Genomic DNA, 14,978 nt, shown 5'->3' on the forward strand with positions numbered 1-14,978 from the left:
GTGGGGGTCCTTGCGGTGGCGGTTGGCGGTACCAAAAGGATAGGAGCCGGAAGCGCACGGCTTCCGGCTCCTTGGATGATCCTGCGCCAACCTTCGGCGTTTCCTGCGGCCCGGTTACTGCAGGCCCGGTTCTAGCCCTGGCCTCCTCCAGAGCCGGAGCCGGCTGCTGCATGGTTCCGCCAGCTGTGCTCGGGCTCGAAGCCCAGCAGCCGCCGTGCCTTGTCGATGGAAAGCATCGTTTCGTGCTCGCCCAGTTCCTTGGTGACCTTGACGCCGGGGAACACCTCAGCTGCGAGGCCGGCGCTTGACCGGCTCATGACGGTATCGGCATTGGCAATGATGAAGGCCTCGAATCCTGGCTTGGCGTTCTCCAGCGCCCGCGCCACGGCCTGCGCGCCGTCCCTGCCGTCGATGTAGCCCCAGAGGTTCCACTTCCGCAGCATCGCGTCCCCATCGAAGGAAGGGAACTTTTCGTAGTCGGCCTCGTCCATCACGTTGGAGAACCGCAGCCCCGTAATGCTCAGCTCCGGGTCCCACCGCGTCATCTCCACGGCCATCTGCTCCTCCAGCGTCTTCACCAGGGAGTAGGTGCTTTCCGGCCGCGGCGGGTATTCCTCGTCCACCGGGATGTAGGGCGGGTCAATGTCGAACGGCAGCCCCAGCACGGTCTCGCTGGACGCGTACACCACCTTCTTGATGCCGGCGCGCCGCGCGGCCTGGAAGACGTTGTAGGTGGACAGCATGTTGTTCTCGAACGTGGCGGCGTCCGGAAGGATGCCCGGGGCGGGAATGGCTCCCAGGTGCACCACGGCGTCGAACCCGTCATGCCGGTCATCAACCCCCAGCAGCGCGTCCACCACCTGCCCGTAGTTGCGCAGGTCCACTACCAGGAGCCCCGGGCTGCGCTCGCCAGCGCGGTCCAGGGTGAGGACCTGGTGGCCATCGTCGGTGAGCCGGCGCACCACGTGCCGCCCCAGTTTTCCGTTTCCGCCTGTAACGGCAATTCTCATCAGTGTTTCCTTCTGTTGGAGTGCGTTCACCGTGCGGTGTTTCGGTCAGGACGGGGGCCGCGGGGCTGCGAGGAACTGTTCGACGGCGGCGATTGCCACTGCGGTGATCCCGCCTTGATCGCCGCTGCCGTTGACGGACACCAGGATGCCCCGGCCCGCGTACACCGAGACTACTTCATGGGTCTGGCGGTGGTAGAGGTCCAGGCGGCGCCGGAAGACATCGATGGTGTCGTCCGTGCGGCCCTGTTCCGCAGCGCGGCGCTGCATCCGCTCCTCCAGTTCGGCGTCCGGCGCCTGCAGTTCGATGACGGCGTCCAGCGCATGGCCCTGGGCCGCGAGCATGGCATCCAGTTCGGCGGCCTGCGGCGCCGTGCGGGGGTAGCCGTCCAGCAGGAACCCGTGCCTCGCGTCGCCTTCAAGGAGCCGGTCCTTGACCAGTGCGTTGGTTAGGTGGTCAGGTACGAAGTGGCCGCCGTCCAAATACTGCGCAGCCTGGTTCCCCAGGTCTGTCTTCCGGCTTACGTTGCTCCGGAAGATGTCGCCGGTGGACACGGCAGGGACCTGGAAGTGGCGCGCCAGGTGTTCGGCCTGGGTTCCTTTGCCGGAGCCCGGTGGGCCGATGATGAGAAGCCTGGTCATGTTCCTGTCCTTCCGCGGCGGGACCACAGTCAACGGGCCGGCAGAGGCAGCACCGGCTCCCGCATCATTGTGCCGGTTGGTCCTTGCCCGGCGCCAGCAAGCGCTGTCGCCGCCCGGAAGCACATGGGCTTCGCCCCGGCCGGGGATGTATATACTCTGGTTATCGGTTTAGCAGCAGGCCGTTGGAAAGTTCGTCGATCCAGCGACCATCACCGGTTCCCCGCCCTGCTGCGGGGTGCTTGTGTGTTGCAGGCTCGTTTTGACCTGAACGAATGGCACCAGAAAACCGTGGCCAGCGAGTCAACAGCAAAAACCGATACATCCATCACAGAGCACCTGCATGAACTGGTCCTCAACAGCTCCGATGTTGAGGACTTCCTCAATGAACTGGCACAGGTGTCCGCGCGTAACCTCTCGGAGCCAGGCGATGAGATGCTATGCGCCATCACCCTGCTCCGGCAGCGGAAAACCGCCACCGTAGCCAGCAGCAGCCGGGAAGCAAAGTCCATCGGACGCCTTGAGCACAGCTTCGCCGAGACCCCCAGCCTGACGGCATTCACCGTCCAGGAGACAGTCCACGCTCCGGACCTCGAAGGGGACGGCCGCTGGCCGGAATACTCCACGGCAGTTGTGGCACGGGGAGTCAGGTCGGTCGCGGCTCTTCCCTTCCGGCTTGAAGGCGAAACCAAGGCAGCGCTGCTGCTGTACTCCGGCCGGGCCCACCGCTTTGAAGGCCGCGTGCTCAAGTTCGCCGAAGATTTCGTCAGCCAGACCTCGCTGGCACTCCGCCTTGCAGTGCGCTTTGCGCATTACAGCGAGACGGCGGCGAACCTCCGTGCCACGCTGGAGTCCCGCACGGTCATCGATATGGCGGTGGGCATCATCATGGCCCAGAACCGATGCAGCCAGCAGGACGCTTTTGCCATCCTGAAGACCGCGTCGAGCACCCGCAACACCAAGCTGCACGATGTTGCTGCTGCCGTGGTGAATGCCCTGGGCCAGGGCCCGGCGCGCACCCATTACGACGGCTAGGGCGGCGGTCTGCGCCAACGTGTCCTGCCACCAGTAGACTGGTGCCAACTTTTCGCCGGGGGGGCTCAAATGGAACAGCAGCGTGTTTGCCTTGTCGTGGAGGATGACGACGACATCCGGGGCCTGATCTCGGTGGTCCTGTCCCGCGCGGGGTTCAAGGTCACCGCGGTGGGAACAGGTGCGGAGGGCATCGCCGCGGCGTCTGATCCCGCCATCGCCCTGGTCACCCTGGACCTTGGGCTTCCCGACATGGACGGGCACGTGGTGGCCCGCGCCATCCGCGTCCTCACCACCGCACCCTTGCTCTTCCTGACGGCCCGCTCCGAGGAAGACGACGTGCTGGCCGGTATGGCGTCAGGGGCTGCCGGCTACCTCACCAAACCTTTCCATCCGAAGGAACTGAAGGCCCTTGCCGGGCAGCTGTGCCCGGCGGCGGCTGTTTCACAGGAGCCCCAGATACCGGGCAAATCCCACTGCTGAGCCGGCCGCCGGGAATCGAGCCGTAACTCCCGGCGCCCCCGGCAGCGGTGACGCGTCCGGCGGCGGCCCGTGCCGCCGTCGGACGCGCACTGGCGCTACTTCGACAGGAAGTCCAGCAGGGCCTCGTTGACCTCCGCGGCGTGCGTCCACAGCAGGCCGTGCGGGGCACCCTCGATCTCCACGTACTCAGCGCTGGGCAGCGCCTTGGCGAACAGGCGGCCGGTGGAGTCTATGGGCAGGATGTTGTCCGCGGTGCCGTGCACGATCAGGGCCGGGACATCGATCTTGGGGATGTCCTGGCGGAAGTCCGTGAGCCACGTGGGTTGGGCGGCAACGGAAGCCGTTGCACCCGAGCCGGCGGCAAGGTTCCAGCCCGCATTCATGACTTCCTGGCTCAGGCGGGGCGTGCCCAGGAAGGTGTCGGAGTTGTAGAAATTCTTGAAGAATTCGGTGAAGAAGGCGTAGCGGTCGGCCGTGACTGCTTCCAGAAGGCCGTCGAACACCTCCTGGGGGACGCCGTCGGGATTGTCGTCGGCCTTGAGCAGGTAGGGCTCCAGGGATCCGAGGAACGCTGCCCGGGCCACGCGTGCGGAGCCGTAGGTGCCCAGGTAGCGGCCGACTTCGCCGGTGCCCATGGAGAAGCCCACCAGCACCACATCGTTCAGGTCCAGGGTGGTCAGCAGGGTGTCGAGGTCCGCCGCGAAGGTGTCGTAGTCGTATCCCCCGGCAGGCTTGCTGGATTTGCCGAAACCGCGGCGGTCATAGGTGATGACCCGGTAGCCGGCACCCAGCAGGGCAGCGGTCTGCTTTTCCCAGGATGACCCGTCCAGGGGGTAGCCATGGATCAGCACCACGGGCTGTCCCGAGCCGTGGTCCTCGTAGTAGATCTCGATATCAGTGCTGTTCTCAGTGCCAACGGTGATTAAAGCCATCGGGGATGAATTCCTTTCGAGACTGACCAGGCGGCAGGCAGAACGCCGTGCCACGCATCTCCTACTCTAGGGCGGCCGGCTCCGGGCGGGGAGCGTTTTGCGGCAACGGTGGACGTCGCCAAAGTGCGTTGCGGCGGCAGCTGTGACAATATATGCGCATGAATGCAGATAAGAATGCTTGCTCGCTGGGCGCGGACAGCCAATACGTGGAGTTGGCGGTGGAGGTCTTCGCCATGCTGGCCGACGCTACCAGGGTGCGGATTATTTTGGCGCTCCGGGACGGCGAGATGGCGGTGGGCGCCCTGGCGGACGTCGTGGGCAAGTCCCCTGCCGCCGTGTCCCAGCACCTGGCGAAAATGCGCCTGGCCCGGATGGTGTCCACGCGGCAGGACGGGACGCGTGTGCTCTACCGGCTGGAAAACGAGCATGCACGGCAACTGGTGGCGGATGCGATCTTCCAGGCCGAACACGCCCTTGGCGGAGAGCCGGCACACCACCGCATCACCAACCATTCTGCGCAAAGGAGTGCCTCATGAGCGGGCCGCACCAGGAGTCGACACACACGCACAGCCACCCCCATGAGGAGGGGCACGGCGGACACGACCACGGTCATGACCACCCGCACGACCACGGTCATGAGCACCACCACGACCACGGTCACGACCACCCGCACGATCATGACCACGACGGGCACGGCCACCACCACCACTCCGGCTTCAAGGGCTGGCTGTTCGAACTGTTCGTTCCTCACACGCACGATGCCGCCGATTCCATTGACGACGCCATGGAGGCCAGCAGCGAGGGCATCCGGGCGCTGAAGATCAGCATGTTCGTCCTGCTGGCCACGACCGTGCTGCAATTCCTGGTGGTCCTGTTCAGCAGCTCGGTGGCCCTGCTGGCGGACACCATCCACAACTTTTCCGACGCCCTGACCGCGGTACCCCTGTGGGTTGCCTTCATCCTGGGGCGCAGGGCCGCCAACCGCCGGTACACGTACGGCTACGGAAGGGCGGAGGACCTGGCAGGCCTGTTCATCGTGGCCGTGGTGGCCCTTTCCGCCGTCGTTGCCGGCTGGCAGTCAGTGGACCGGCTGATCCATCCCCAGCCGCTGCAGAACCTGGGCTGGGTCACGGCCGCGGGCCTGATCGGCTTTGCAGGAAACGAAGCCGTGGCCATCTACCGCATCCGGGTGGGCCGCAGGATCGGTTCCGCCGCGCTGGTGGCAGACGGTGTGCACGCCCGGACGGACGGCTTCACCTCGCTGGCCGTGGTGATCGGCGCCGTCGGCGTCATGCTCGGTTTTCCGCTGGCGGACCCGATCGTTGGGCTGATCATCTCCGCAGCCATCATGGTGCTGCTGTGGGGCACCGTTCGGAGCATCGGACGGCGGCTTATGGATGGCATCGAACCGGAGCTGGTGTCGCGTGCCCAGTCCGCGCTGGAGGGGACGACGGGCGTCCTCGGCGTCCAGCACCTGCAGCTGCGGTGGTCGGGCCACCGGCTGCAGGGCTCGGCACGCATCGAACTGGCAGACACGGAGCTGTCGCACGCCGAGGAGGTCCTTGACCGCGCCGACCACCGGCTTCGGCAGGCACTGCCCAAGCTGGACCACATGCTCCTGGCTCCCGGCACCCGGCGGTAGCGGGCGCTTAACGCAGAGGTGACCCGGCCTGGCCGGGTCACTTCTGCGTTGCGGGGATTCCGGACCTAGGCGCGGGCAGCCTTTCCGGGCAGCGCGAGCTTGAAGACCTTTGCCCAGGAGGAGCCGACCTGCTTCAGCAGCGGCCCGGTGGTGTACTTCAGGCCGTACCGCTGGCAGATCTCGCGGACCCTGGGCGCCACCTCGGCGTACCGGTTCGAGGGCAGGTCCGGGAAGAGGTGGTGCTCGATCTGGTGTGAGAGGTTGCCCGTCATGAGGTGCATGAACTTCGAGCCCGAGATGTTGGCTGAGCCGATCATCTGGCGGACATACCAGTCACCGCGGGTTTCGCCGTCCACCATCTCTTCCGTGAAGGTGTCGGTTCCCTCCGGGAAGTGGCCGCAGAAGATCACCGCGTGGGCCCAGACGTTGCGGATGGCGTTGGCTGCGATCGTGCCGAAGAGGGCCTGCTTCGCGGACCCGGTGAGCATGGCGACCGCCGGGGTTGCTGCATAGTCCTTGGTGAACTGGGTGACAACCTTCTTGCCGAGCGCCTTGAGGTCCTTGTGCAGGGCCTCCTTGGACTTGGTGCCTTCCTTATACTCGGTCAGCTCAAGGTCGTAGATGGCAATGCCCCACTCGAAGACCGGGGCCAGGATGGCGTTGAACAGCGGGTTGGCCAGGTTGATGGGCTTCCACGGCTGCTGCTCATCCATGCGCAGGAGGTTGTATCCGACGTCGTTGTCTTTGCCCACCACGTTGGTCCAGCGGTGGTGCAGGTCGTTGTGGGTGTGCTGCCAGGAACGCGACGGCGTGACGAAGTCCCATTCCCAGGTGGTGGAGTGGATGTCCGGGTCCCGCATCCAGTCCCACTGGCCGTGCAGGATGTTGTGGCCCAGTTCCATGTTTTCCAGGATCTTGGCCAGGCTCAGCAAGGTGGTACCGGTGACCCAGGCAGCCTTGTTCTTACTGACCAGGAGGGCGGCCCGGCCGGAGATCTCGAGCCCGCGCTGGATCTTGATCATCCGGCGGATGTAGGCAGCATCCTCGGCGCCCCGCTTGGCCAGGACTTCATCCCGGATGGCGTCGAGCTCGCGGCCCAGCTCCGCTACCTGCTCGTCGCTGAGGTGCGCGGCCGCCGGCGGCCGGACGGTGGGGCTGCCCGATTCGGCGAGCTTCCCGGGGCGCGTTCTCGAGCTTCCCGCGGGCGTGACCTTGGTAGGGGTGATTACAGACATTCCGTGGTGCTCCTCAGATTTCGAGGTTTACGGGTCCGGCGGCTGCCGAGACACACGTTTGGATCAGTTGGCCGGGTTCGCCATGGATTTCCCCGGTACGCAGGTCCCGGACCTGCCCGGCAAGCAGCGGTGTGAGGCAGCTGTGGCAGATGCCCATCCGGCAGCCGCTGGGCATCAGCACCCCGGCGTCCTCGCCGACGTCCAGGATGGGGGTGTCGCCGTCGGCCTGCACCTCGCGGTCGGAGGCTTCGAAGGTGACCAGGCCGCCGTCGTGCCCTACGCCCGCGTTGAACGTGGTGTTGAAGCGCTCGATCATCAGGTTGCCGGGGTCGCCCGCCACGGCGACGTCGGAGCCGGGAGCCTTGGCGGTCAGTGCCCGCTTCCAGAGCGCTTCTGCGTCGTCCAGGAAACTGTCCGGACCGCAGGCGTAGGCTGCCCGTTCCTTCCAGTCGGGGCAGATCGCGTCCAGCTCCTTGGTGCTGGAAAAGTCCATGCGGCCCTGCTCGCCGGTGTACCAGTGCGCCAGCCGGAAGTTGGGGAACTGGTCCGCGAGCTCGGCCAGCTCCTCGCGGAACAGGCTGTCATCCGGCGTGCGGGCCGAGTGGACCAGGACGACGTCGGCATCCGGGCGGCGGGGAACGAGGGTACGGATCATGGACATCACCGGGGTGATGCCGCTGCCCGCTGTGACCATGAGCAGGGGGCGCGGGTGCTCAGGGAGCACGAAGTCGCCCTGGGGCGGGGCCAGGAACAGCACGTCCCCGGGCTTCGTGGTGCGCACCAGGGTGCCGGACACGGCGCCGACATCGGTGACCGTGATGGCCGGGTCCTTGCCGGCGGGAGCGCTGAGGGAGTAGGAGCGCCAGTGGCGAACGCCGTCGAGTTCTACGCCGATGCGGGCCCACTGGCCTGCCAGGTGCGCCTTCCAGCCACGGCCCGGGCGGAAGAAGATCGTGGCCGACTGGGCGGTCTCCTGGACCACCCGGGTGACCACGCCGCGCAACTGCCGGGCCGAGTAGACAGGGTTGAACAGCGCCAGGATATCTTCGGGCGCCAAAGGGGTAGTGAGCACTGAGGCCGCCTGGGCCAGCTGTCGTAGCCGGATCATACGGGTAAGCCTAGAGCGGTGCGAGCCATATTTCTCTCTCTCCGTCATATGACCGTTCCGCAGTCACACGCTAGTTGGTGGGCGCGAAGCCCCCACGCCGCACTCTTAAGAGTAACGGTTCGGTCTCACAAAAGGTTCCCGGCGTCCTTTCGGCTCCATCCCAGGGCAGGGGCCACGTATTTTGCGATGTTGCCCAAAAGCTTGGCGTTGAACTCCACGCCCAGCTGGTTAGGAACGGTCAGGAGGAGCGTGTCCGCAGCCTGCACCGCGGTATCGGCGGCGAGCTGCTCCGCCAGGAGGTCCGGCGGCCCCACGTAGCTCTTGCCGAACCTGGCCGTCAACCCGTCAATGACACCCACCTGGTCACGGCCATCGCGGAGCTCGCTTCCGGCAAAGAAGTACTTGTCCTCATCATCCACGATGGGCAGGACACTGCGGCTCACCGAAACCCTCGGCGCATGGGCATGGCCCGCCGCGGCCCACGCCTCCCGGAACAGCTGGATCTGCTCGGCCTGGAGTTCATGGAACGGGACCCCGGTGTCCTCCGTGAGCAGGGTGGAGCTCATCAGGTTCATCCCGAGTTCCGCGGCCCATACGGCGGTCTTCCGGCTGCCGGCACCCCACCAGATCCGTTCCGCCAGCCCCGGGGACTGGGGCTGGACCGGGAGTAGTCCGGTGGCCCCGCCCGCGTAGCGGGGATCGGCCTGGGCCACCCCGGCGCCGGTAATGGCTTTGCGGAAGGTGTCGGTGTGGCGGCGGGCCATGTCCGCATCGGTCTCCCCCGGCTGCGGCCGGTAGCCGAACGCGGACGCGCCCTGCAGGGCGGGCTCGGGTGAACCACGGCTGATGCCAAGCTGCAGCCTGCCGCCGCTGATCAGGTCTGCCGCGGCCGCTTCCTCTGCCATGTACAGCGGGTTTTCGTAGCGCATGTCGATCACACCCGTGCCAATTTCGATGCGGCTGGTGCGGGCCGCGATGGCTGACAGGAGGGGGAAGGGCGATGCCTGCTGCCGGGCGAAGTGGTGGACACGGAAGAACGCGCCGTCCACTCCGAGTTCTTCGGCGGCGACCGCAAGTTCGATGCCCTGGAGAAGGGCATCCGCCGCCGTCCTGGTTTGGGAACCCTGGCCGGGGCCCCAGTGGCCGAATGAAAGGAATCCGATGCGCTCCATACTTCCCCCAACGGTGCTGCCGGCAGCTGCATTCCCGGCTGGGATGATGGCTGGGTGGGTACTCCGGGTGAAACTGTCGCTGTCTTCAAGACCATCGTGCTGTTCGTGCTGGCCGCTGCCGCTGAAATCGGCGGCGCCTGGCTGGTGTGGCAGGCCGTGCGCGAGGGCAGGGACTGGTGGTGGGCGGGGCTCGGCGTGATCGCGCTGGGCGTCTATGGCTTCGTGGCCACGCTCCAGCCGGACGCCCATTTTGGGCGGATCCTGGCGGCCTACGGCGGAGTGTTCGTTGCCGGCTCCCTGGTGTGGGGCATGGCATTTGACGGCTTCCGCCCGGACCGGTGGGACGTCGCCGGATCCCTGGTCTGCCTGCTGGGCGTCGCCGTGATCATGTTTGCACCCCGCAGCGGCGGATAAAGCAGCGGGAGCGTGGCTAAAATCTAGCCACGACGAAAGGCGGGTCCTGTGGAGCGGGTGGACTACTGCGTTATTGGTGGCGGCATCGTAGGCCTTGCAACTGCCTACCAGTTGTTGCAGAGGCAACCGGGAGCCTCCCTGGTCCTGCTCGAGGCCGCGGGTTCCCTGGCTTCGCACCAGACCGGGCACAACAGCGGCGTTATCCATTCCGGCATCTACTACGCCCCGGACAGCCTCAAGGCCCGGTTCAGCAAGGCCGGAGCGCAACAAACCAAGGAGTTCTGCCGGGAGCACGGGATCAGGTTCGCCGAGCCGGGCAAGCTGCTCGTGGCCACCTCGGCCGTGGAGCTGGACCTGCTGGGCCGGCTGGAGGAACGCGCGGCCGTCCATGGGCTGGACTGCGAGCGCCTCGACCAGGCGGAACTCAATAGGCGCGAGCCCAACGTTTCGGGACTGGGCGCGCTGTTCATTCCGAGCACCGGCATCGTGGACTACGGGGAAGTGGCGCGGAAGCTGGCCGACCTCATCTCCGCTGCCGGCGGGCGGGTCATCACCGGAGCCACCGTGGGCTCGATCGTGGAGCATTCGGACCGCGTGGAGGTTGCCACGGGCCAGGCCGCCTACTCGTGCCGCCGCCTGGTGGCGTGTGCGGGCCTGCAGTCGGACCGCGTGGCGGAAATGGCCGGCATGAAGATTGATGTCCAGATCATTCCTTTCCGCGGGGAGTACTTCGAGCTCCCGGAATCCAAGTGGGACTATGTGATCCACCTGATCTACCCCGTACCGGATCCGGACCTGCCCTTCCTGGGGGTGCACCTCACTCCCACCATCAACGGCAGCATCACTGTGGGACCCAATGCGGTCCTGGGCCTGGCCCGGGAGGGCTACCCCAAATTCTCCGTGGACCTCAAGGACGTGGGCCGCTATCTGCGCTTTCCCGGGCTGTGGCACGTGGCAAGGTCCAACGCCGCCACCGCAGTGCGCGAAGTCCGGAACTCGCTGTTCAAGGGCAGCTACCTCCAGGAATGCCGCAAATACGCCCCCGGCCTGTCAAAGGCGGACCTGCTGCCGTACGAGGCAGGCATCCGGGCACAGGCGGTGCACCGGGACGGAACGCTCCTGCACGATTTCCTGCTTGCGGAGACGGACAGGATGATCCACGTCCTGAACGCCCCCTCCCCGGCCGCAACCGCCGCCCTGCCCATCGGGGAACACCTGGCCGGCAAAGCCGTGCTGCACCCCGCGTCCTGACCGGCAGGCTGGCACCGGCCACGGCTAAACTGGCCCGGTGATCAACAGTGAGCAGCCGCCCCGGCCAACGGTCCCGCCGTCGCGCGGGAGGATGGCGGAACGGCTGCTGCCCGGCGGCGAGGAACCGGACCCACGCTTCACGCTGGCGAACGAACGCACCTTCCTGGCCTGGATCCGGACGTCGCTTGCGCTGCTGGCGGGTGGCATTGCCATCGAGGCGTTCACTTCGGGCCTTTTCATTGAGCCTGTCCGGAAAGGCCTGGCCGTCCTGCTGCTTCTGCTGGGCATGATGCTCAGTGGCGGGGCCGCCATGCGGTGGCTCCGGGTGGAGCGCAGCATGCGGAACAAGGCGCCGTTGCCGCTGCCGCTCTTTGTGCCCCTGCTGGCCGGGGCAGGCGCGCTGGCTGCCGCCGTCGTACTGGTCTTTATTCTCTGGCGCTGATTCCGTGGCATCCAGCGGCCCCAGCCCCCACGGCGATCCCGGCCTCCAGCCGGAGCGGACGGCCCTCGCCTGGGGCCGGACCATGCTGGCGCTGGTGACGGCCAGCGCCTTCTTCCTGCGCTGGCTTCCCACCTATGGGCCGCCCATCCTGATGCTGCCGGTGATTTCCGGCGGCGCCGCCCTGGCCATTTACCTCACGCAGCGCCGCCGCTACCAGGCGAGGTCGCACGGGCTGGCCGGCGAAAGCATCGAGGCCGACCTGCCCGCTGTGCTCTGGACCGCCTTCGCCGGGCTCGCCCTGGGGTGCCTGGGCATTGTGGTGGTGCTGGTCAGCTAGAACGGTCCCTGCCAGCTGGACCCGTACCGGCCAGCTAGAACATGGGCAGGACGAATCCGGCCAGCAGGGCCACGGCGCCTATCGCCGTCAGGCACCGGCCCAGGACCGAGGCCGTCCTCCCGGCTTCCTCCGGCCTGGTGGTCTGCCACTGCGTCGGACGCTTGGGGTGGTAATAGATGGGCAGGGTGTCTCCCGCGGCCATGTCCTTGATGTCAAACGGGGACATCGGGGCGTTGTGCACCTGGTGCTTCCGGTCAAACCAGCGGAAGCCAACACCGGTGGAATCGGAGTACACCACGGCCTCGGCCATGTCCCACGGGTGCACGAAGCGGCGGAGGAATCCGGTGTAGAAGAGCAGTCCCAGCCCGGCGGGCAGGCACAACCAGGTGAGCACTTCCAGGATGGGACCTGCCATATCGAGCGCAGTGGGCATGAAGTTGATGGTACAGCTCAGGGGCTGGCTCCTTCAGCACCTGATACGTACGCTGAAGGAGACCGGACCGGAGTAAGGGGAAGCCATGAATGATCAGGACATTTTGACGCACATCCAGGCCCTCGTGGAGGAGGAGCACTCACTGCGTGAGGGCTCGGGGGGCGGGCAGGCCCCGGACCAGGCACGGCTCAAGTATGTGGAAGAAAGCCTGGACCAGTGCTGGGACCTGCTGCGCCAACGGCGGGCCAAGAAGGACTCGGGCGAGAACCCGAACGACGCCGAAGCCCGCCCCATCAGCGAGGTTGAAGGTTACAGGCAGTAGCCGTCGCCGGACCGCCTTGGGTGCCCGGGTCAACCTACCCGGGCACCCCTTTTCCGTTACCCACAGATTGAGTTTCTTCCATGCGTATCGCCGTAGCCCAGATCATCAGCAGTGCCGACACAGCAGCCAACCTTGAGCTGGTGTGGGAGTACGCTGCCCAGGCCAGCAACGCCGGCGCCCAGCTGGTGGTTTTCCCCGAAGCGACGATGCGCGCCTTCGGCCACTCCCTGAAGGACATTGCCGAGCCCGTTGACGGCCCATGGGCCAGCGAAGTCCGCAGGATGGCGAAGGAGCTGGACCTCACGATCGTGGCCGGCATGTTCACTCCGGGAAAGGACGGCCGGGTCCGTAACACACTGCTGGTCACCGGGCCCGGGGTGGAGGCGTCCTATGACAAGGTCCACCTTTTTGACGCCTTCGGTTTCGCCGAGTCCCGGACCGTCGAGGCCGGGGAGGCACCGGTAACCTTCGAACTGGACGGTACCGTGTTCGGCCTGGCGACCTGCTACGACGTCCGTTTCCCGGGCCTGTTCACCGCCAACGCCAACGCGGGTGCCCAGGTGAACATCGTGTGTGCCTCCTGGGGTGCCGGTGAGGGCAAGGCGGAGCAGTGGGACCTGCTGGTGCGCGCCCGGGCGCTGGACAGCACCACTTTTGTGGTCGCCTGCGGCCAGGGCGATCCCGAAACAGTGGGCGCCGGCCCGGCGGGCACAGCACCCACCGGCATCGGGCACAGCGCCGTGATCACCCCCCTGGGCAAGGCGGTGGTGGCGCTGGGCGGCAAGCCGGAACTCGCTGTCGTCGACATTGATCCCTCAACGGTGGACGACGTCCGGACCAAACTGCCCGTCCTGGCCAACGCCCGCACGTTCTGATCGCGTGAGGCGCTGTTCATAGCTTCGAAACAGACGGCGAAAGAGCGGACGACGCCGGGTCTCACCTTGGGCGCCCCGCGGGCGCCCGTGGTGGCAGGCATCGGGTAGGGCCGGGGCGTCCGGAGGCCGGCGGCGGAAGAGGCGCCGTTTACATGCCCGAAACATAGCCGATACGTGAACTTCACGCACGGGCGATTTGTGTAACGTGGCCGCAACTTTAAGCGGCATTGGCTGAAACACACACCGCCAAAAATGGATCCCGGGGGAAATGCCATGGGGCCAATCGGGCCCCTGCACCACGTTCACGTTGCGAAGGGACCCACCGGTGGAAATCACTGCCCAACACGTCTGGCTGATGATCTCGGCAGCCATGGTCCTGCTGATGACCCCGGGCCTTGGCCTCTTCTACGGCGGCATGACCCGCGCCAAGGCCGCCCTCAACATGATCATGATGAGCTTCATCTCGGCAGGGATTGTTGGCGTTGTCTGGGTTCTGTGGGGCTACTCGATGACCACCGGCGACGGCGTGCTGGGCCTCTTCGGCAATCCCTTCACCAGCTTTGGCCTGCAGAACCTCATGGGTTCACCGGACCTCCTCAAGGCCGGGTACAGCGCAACATTCGCCATCATCACCGTTGCCCTGATCAGCGGCGCCATCGCCGACCGCGCCAAGTTCGGGGCCTGGGCCCTGTTCGTGCCGGTGTGGATCACGGTGATCTACTGCCCGCTCGCGTACATGATCTGGGGCGGCGGGCTGATGAGCGCAGGGGGTGCCGTCACGGAAATCTTCGGCCAGATCATCGATTTCGCCGGCGGTGCCGTGGTGGAAATCAGTTCGGGAACGGCTGCCCTGGTGCTGGCCGTGATCGTTGGCCAGCGCCACGGGTTCGCGAAGGACCCCAACCACCGCCCCCACAACCTGCCTTTCATCATGCTCGGCGCCGCGATCCTGTGGTTCGGCTGGTTTGGCTTCAATGGGGGGGCCGCCACCAGCGTCGAACAGGCCGGCCTCATTTGGATCAACACCCTGGTGGCACCCGCGGCCGCCATGCTCAGCTGGCTGGTCACGGAGAAGGTCCGCCACGGACACCCCACATCCCTGGGCGCCGCCTCCGGCGTGGTTGCCGGCTTGGTGGCCATCACCCCTTCCTGCGCCAACATCAGCCCCGTGGCCGCTATCGGCCTGGGCCTGGTGGCCGGCGCGGCCTGCTGCGTATTCGTGGACCTCAAATACCGCTTTGGCCTCGACGACTCCCTGGACGTGGTGGGTGTCCACCTGGGCGCCGGCCTCATCGGCACCCTGTCCCTGGGCTTGATCGCCCTTCCCGTGAACGGCCAGGGCGGCGGCCTCTTCTACGGCGGCGGAGTCCAGCAGCTCATTGCCCAGACAGCCGCCGTCATCATCACCCTCCTGTTGTCCGGTGTTGGAACCGCGGTCATTGCCCGGATCATCAACAAGACGGTGGGCTTCCGGGTCAGCCACGAGGCCGAGACCGCCGGCGTGGACCTGTCCGAGCACGCAGAGACTGCCTACGCATTCGGTGAGATCGGAGCAGGATTCAATCCCCTGCGCCACGCCGCGGCCCACATCCCGACCGCAGCTGCCCCGGCTGAACGGCACGCCAAGGAAGACTCCTTCGCGTAGGTCTGCGTT

The 14,978-nt window shown here is 66.4% G+C and carries 18 protein-coding genes; 11 read left to right on the forward strand and 7 right to left on the reverse strand.

Features of this window, described 5'->3' with window-relative positions:
- Positions 1–131: 131 nt before the first annotated feature.
- The gene (locus LDO22_RS10750; RefSeq protein WP_224027075.1) at positions 132–1,010 is read right to left on the reverse strand and encodes an NAD(P)-dependent oxidoreductase; all 879 of its coding nucleotides are present in this window, start codon (positions 1,008–1,010) and stop codon (positions 132–134) included.
- A 45-nt stretch (positions 1,011–1,055) separates the two neighbouring features.
- On the reverse strand, positions 1,056–1,649 hold the full coding sequence (locus LDO22_RS10755) for an adenylate kinase (protein WP_159630605.1): 594 nt from the start codon (positions 1,647–1,649) through the stop codon (positions 1,056–1,058).
- 288 nt (positions 1,650–1,937) lie between these two features.
- On the opposite strand from LDO22_RS10755, the gene LDO22_RS10760 reads away from it, so the two are divergent.
- Positions 1,938–2,681 (forward strand): GAF and ANTAR domain-containing protein, encoded by a 744-nt coding sequence (locus LDO22_RS10760; RefSeq protein ID WP_159630603.1) that lies wholly within the window; start codon positions 1,938–1,940, stop codon positions 2,679–2,681.
- A 69-nt stretch (positions 2,682–2,750) separates the two neighbouring features.
- Positions 2,751–3,161, forward strand: coding sequence for a response regulator transcription factor (locus tag LDO22_RS10765; RefSeq protein WP_159630601.1), 411 nt, complete (start codon positions 2,751–2,753; stop codon positions 3,159–3,161).
- A 95-nt stretch (positions 3,162–3,256) separates the two neighbouring features.
- Here the strand turns inward: LDO22_RS10765 and LDO22_RS10770 are convergent, their stop codons facing one another.
- Complete coding sequence (locus LDO22_RS10770; RefSeq protein ID WP_224027076.1) at positions 3,257–4,093, reverse strand: alpha/beta hydrolase; 837 nt, start codon at positions 4,091–4,093, stop codon at positions 3,257–3,259.
- Positions 4,094–4,251: 158 nt separating this feature from the next.
- Between LDO22_RS10770 and LDO22_RS10775 the strand changes: the two genes are divergently transcribed.
- Both LDO22_RS10775 and LDO22_RS10780 read left to right on the forward strand, forming a co-directional pair.
- Positions 4,252–4,629 (forward strand): metalloregulator ArsR/SmtB family transcription factor, encoded by a 378-nt coding sequence (locus tag LDO22_RS10775; protein WP_224027077.1) that lies wholly within the window; start codon positions 4,252–4,254, stop codon positions 4,627–4,629.
- Positions 4,626–5,735: a cation diffusion facilitator family transporter gene (locus LDO22_RS10780; RefSeq protein WP_224027078.1), complete on the forward strand. Its 1,110-nt coding sequence runs from the start codon at positions 4,626–4,628 to the stop codon at positions 5,733–5,735. The genes LDO22_RS10775 and LDO22_RS10780 overlap by 4 nt, the downstream gene beginning before the upstream one ends.
- A gap of 65 nt (positions 5,736–5,800) precedes the next feature.
- Here LDO22_RS10780 and LDO22_RS10785 read toward each other — a convergent pair whose 3' ends face one another.
- The 3 genes from LDO22_RS10785 to LDO22_RS10795 form a co-directional block, all read right to left on the reverse strand.
- Positions 5,801–6,970: an acyl-CoA desaturase gene (locus tag LDO22_RS10785; protein WP_224027079.1), complete on the reverse strand. Its 1,170-nt coding sequence runs from the start codon at positions 6,968–6,970 to the stop codon at positions 5,801–5,803.
- Positions 6,971–6,983: 13 nt separating this feature from the next.
- Positions 6,984–8,078 carry a ferredoxin reductase gene (locus LDO22_RS10790; RefSeq protein ID WP_224027080.1) on the reverse strand — a complete coding sequence of 365 codons (1,095 nt, stop codon included), beginning with the start codon at positions 8,076–8,078 and terminating at the stop codon, positions 6,984–6,986.
- Between the two features lie 125 nt (positions 8,079–8,203).
- A complete protein-coding gene (locus tag LDO22_RS10795; protein ID WP_224027081.1) occupies positions 8,204–9,250 on the reverse strand; it encodes an LLM class flavin-dependent oxidoreductase in 1,047 nt (348 codons plus the stop codon).
- Positions 9,251–9,304: 54 nt separating this feature from the next.
- Here LDO22_RS10795 and LDO22_RS10800 point away from each other — a divergent pair, with 54 nt between their 5' ends.
- The 4 genes from LDO22_RS10800 (at position 9,305) to LDO22_RS10815 (ending at position 11,694) form a co-directional block, all read left to right on the forward strand.
- Positions 9,305–9,664: a YnfA family protein gene (locus LDO22_RS10800; RefSeq protein WP_224027082.1), complete on the forward strand. Its 360-nt coding sequence runs from the start codon at positions 9,305–9,307 to the stop codon at positions 9,662–9,664.
- Positions 9,665–9,712: 48 nt separating this feature from the next.
- Entirely contained in the window at positions 9,713–10,915 is a 1,203-nt protein-coding gene (lhgO, locus tag LDO22_RS10805) for an L-2-hydroxyglutarate oxidase (RefSeq protein ID WP_224027083.1), read from the forward strand.
- 91 nt (positions 10,916–11,006) lie between these two features.
- The gene (locus tag LDO22_RS10810) at positions 11,007–11,357 is read left to right on the forward strand and encodes a DUF202 domain-containing protein (RefSeq protein WP_159635145.1); all 351 of its coding nucleotides are present in this window, start codon (positions 11,007–11,009) and stop codon (positions 11,355–11,357) included.
- A gap of 4 nt (positions 11,358–11,361) precedes the next feature.
- On the forward strand, positions 11,362–11,694 hold the full coding sequence (locus LDO22_RS10815) for a DUF202 domain-containing protein (protein ID WP_159630585.1): 333 nt from the start codon (positions 11,362–11,364) through the stop codon (positions 11,692–11,694).
- A gap of 34 nt (positions 11,695–11,728) precedes the next feature.
- Here the strand turns inward: LDO22_RS10815 and LDO22_RS10820 are convergent, their stop codons facing one another.
- Entirely contained in the window at positions 11,729–12,127 is a 399-nt protein-coding gene (locus LDO22_RS10820) for a hypothetical protein (protein WP_224027084.1), read from the reverse strand.
- Positions 12,128–12,212: 85 nt separating this feature from the next.
- On the opposite strand from LDO22_RS10820, the gene LDO22_RS10825 reads away from it, so the two are divergent.
- The 3 genes from LDO22_RS10825 (at position 12,213) to LDO22_RS10835 (ending at position 14,969) form a co-directional block, all read left to right on the forward strand.
- Positions 12,213–12,449: a DUF2630 family protein gene (locus LDO22_RS10825; protein ID WP_159630581.1), complete on the forward strand. Its 237-nt coding sequence runs from the start codon at positions 12,213–12,215 to the stop codon at positions 12,447–12,449.
- 80 nt (positions 12,450–12,529) lie between these two features.
- A complete protein-coding gene (locus LDO22_RS10830) occupies positions 12,530–13,324 on the forward strand; it encodes a carbon-nitrogen hydrolase family protein (RefSeq protein WP_224027085.1) in 795 nt (264 codons plus the stop codon).
- Positions 13,325–13,649: 325 nt separating this feature from the next.
- Positions 13,650–14,969, forward strand: coding sequence for an ammonium transporter (locus LDO22_RS10835; protein WP_224027086.1), 1,320 nt, complete (start codon positions 13,650–13,652; stop codon positions 14,967–14,969).
- Positions 14,970–14,978: the final 9 nt, after the last annotated feature.

Source organism: Arthrobacter sp. NicSoilC5, assembly GCF_019977395.1.
Lineage (GTDB): Bacteria > Actinomycetota > Actinomycetes > Actinomycetales > Micrococcaceae > Arthrobacter.

Coding starts and splice junctions, on each gene's coding strand:
- LDO22_RS10795 (WP_224027081.1), bottom strand. CDS start 9,250: ATGGAGCGCATCGGATTCCTTTCATTCGGCCACTGGGGCCCCGGCCAG.
- LDO22_RS10785 (WP_224027079.1), bottom strand. CDS start 6,970: ATGTCTGTAATCACCCCTACCAAGGTCACGCCCGCGGGAAGCTCGAGA.
- LDO22_RS10830 (WP_224027085.1), top strand. CDS start 12,530: ATGCGTATCGCCGTAGCCCAGATCATCAGCAGTGCCGACACAGCAGCC.
- LDO22_RS10770 (WP_224027076.1), bottom strand. CDS start 4,093: ATGGCTTTAATCACCGTTGGCACTGAGAACAGCACTGATATCGAGATC.
- LDO22_RS10790 (WP_224027080.1), bottom strand. CDS start 8,078: ATGATCCGGCTACGACAGCTGGCCCAGGCGGCCTCAGTGCTCACTACC.
- LDO22_RS10765 (WP_159630601.1), top strand. CDS start 2,751: ATGGAACAGCAGCGTGTTTGCCTTGTCGTGGAGGATGACGACGACATC.
- LDO22_RS10810 (WP_159635145.1), top strand. CDS start 11,007: ATGGCGGAACGGCTGCTGCCCGGCGGCGAGGAACCGGACCCACGCTTC.
- LDO22_RS10825 (WP_159630581.1), top strand. CDS start 12,213: ATGAATGATCAGGACATTTTGACGCACATCCAGGCCCTCGTGGAGGAG.
- LDO22_RS10750 (WP_224027075.1), bottom strand. CDS start 1,010: ATGAGAATTGCCGTTACAGGCGGAAACGGAAAACTGGGGCGGCACGTG.
- LDO22_RS10755 (WP_159630605.1), bottom strand. CDS start 1,649: ATGACCAGGCTTCTCATCATCGGCCCACCGGGCTCCGGCAAAGGAACC.
- LDO22_RS10820 (WP_224027084.1), bottom strand. CDS start 12,127: ATGCCCACTGCGCTCGATATGGCAGGTCCCATCCTGGAAGTGCTCACC.
- LDO22_RS10780 (WP_224027078.1), top strand. CDS start 4,626: ATGAGCGGGCCGCACCAGGAGTCGACACACACGCACAGCCACCCCCAT.
- LDO22_RS10775 (WP_224027077.1), top strand. CDS start 4,252: ATGAATGCAGATAAGAATGCTTGCTCGCTGGGCGCGGACAGCCAATAC.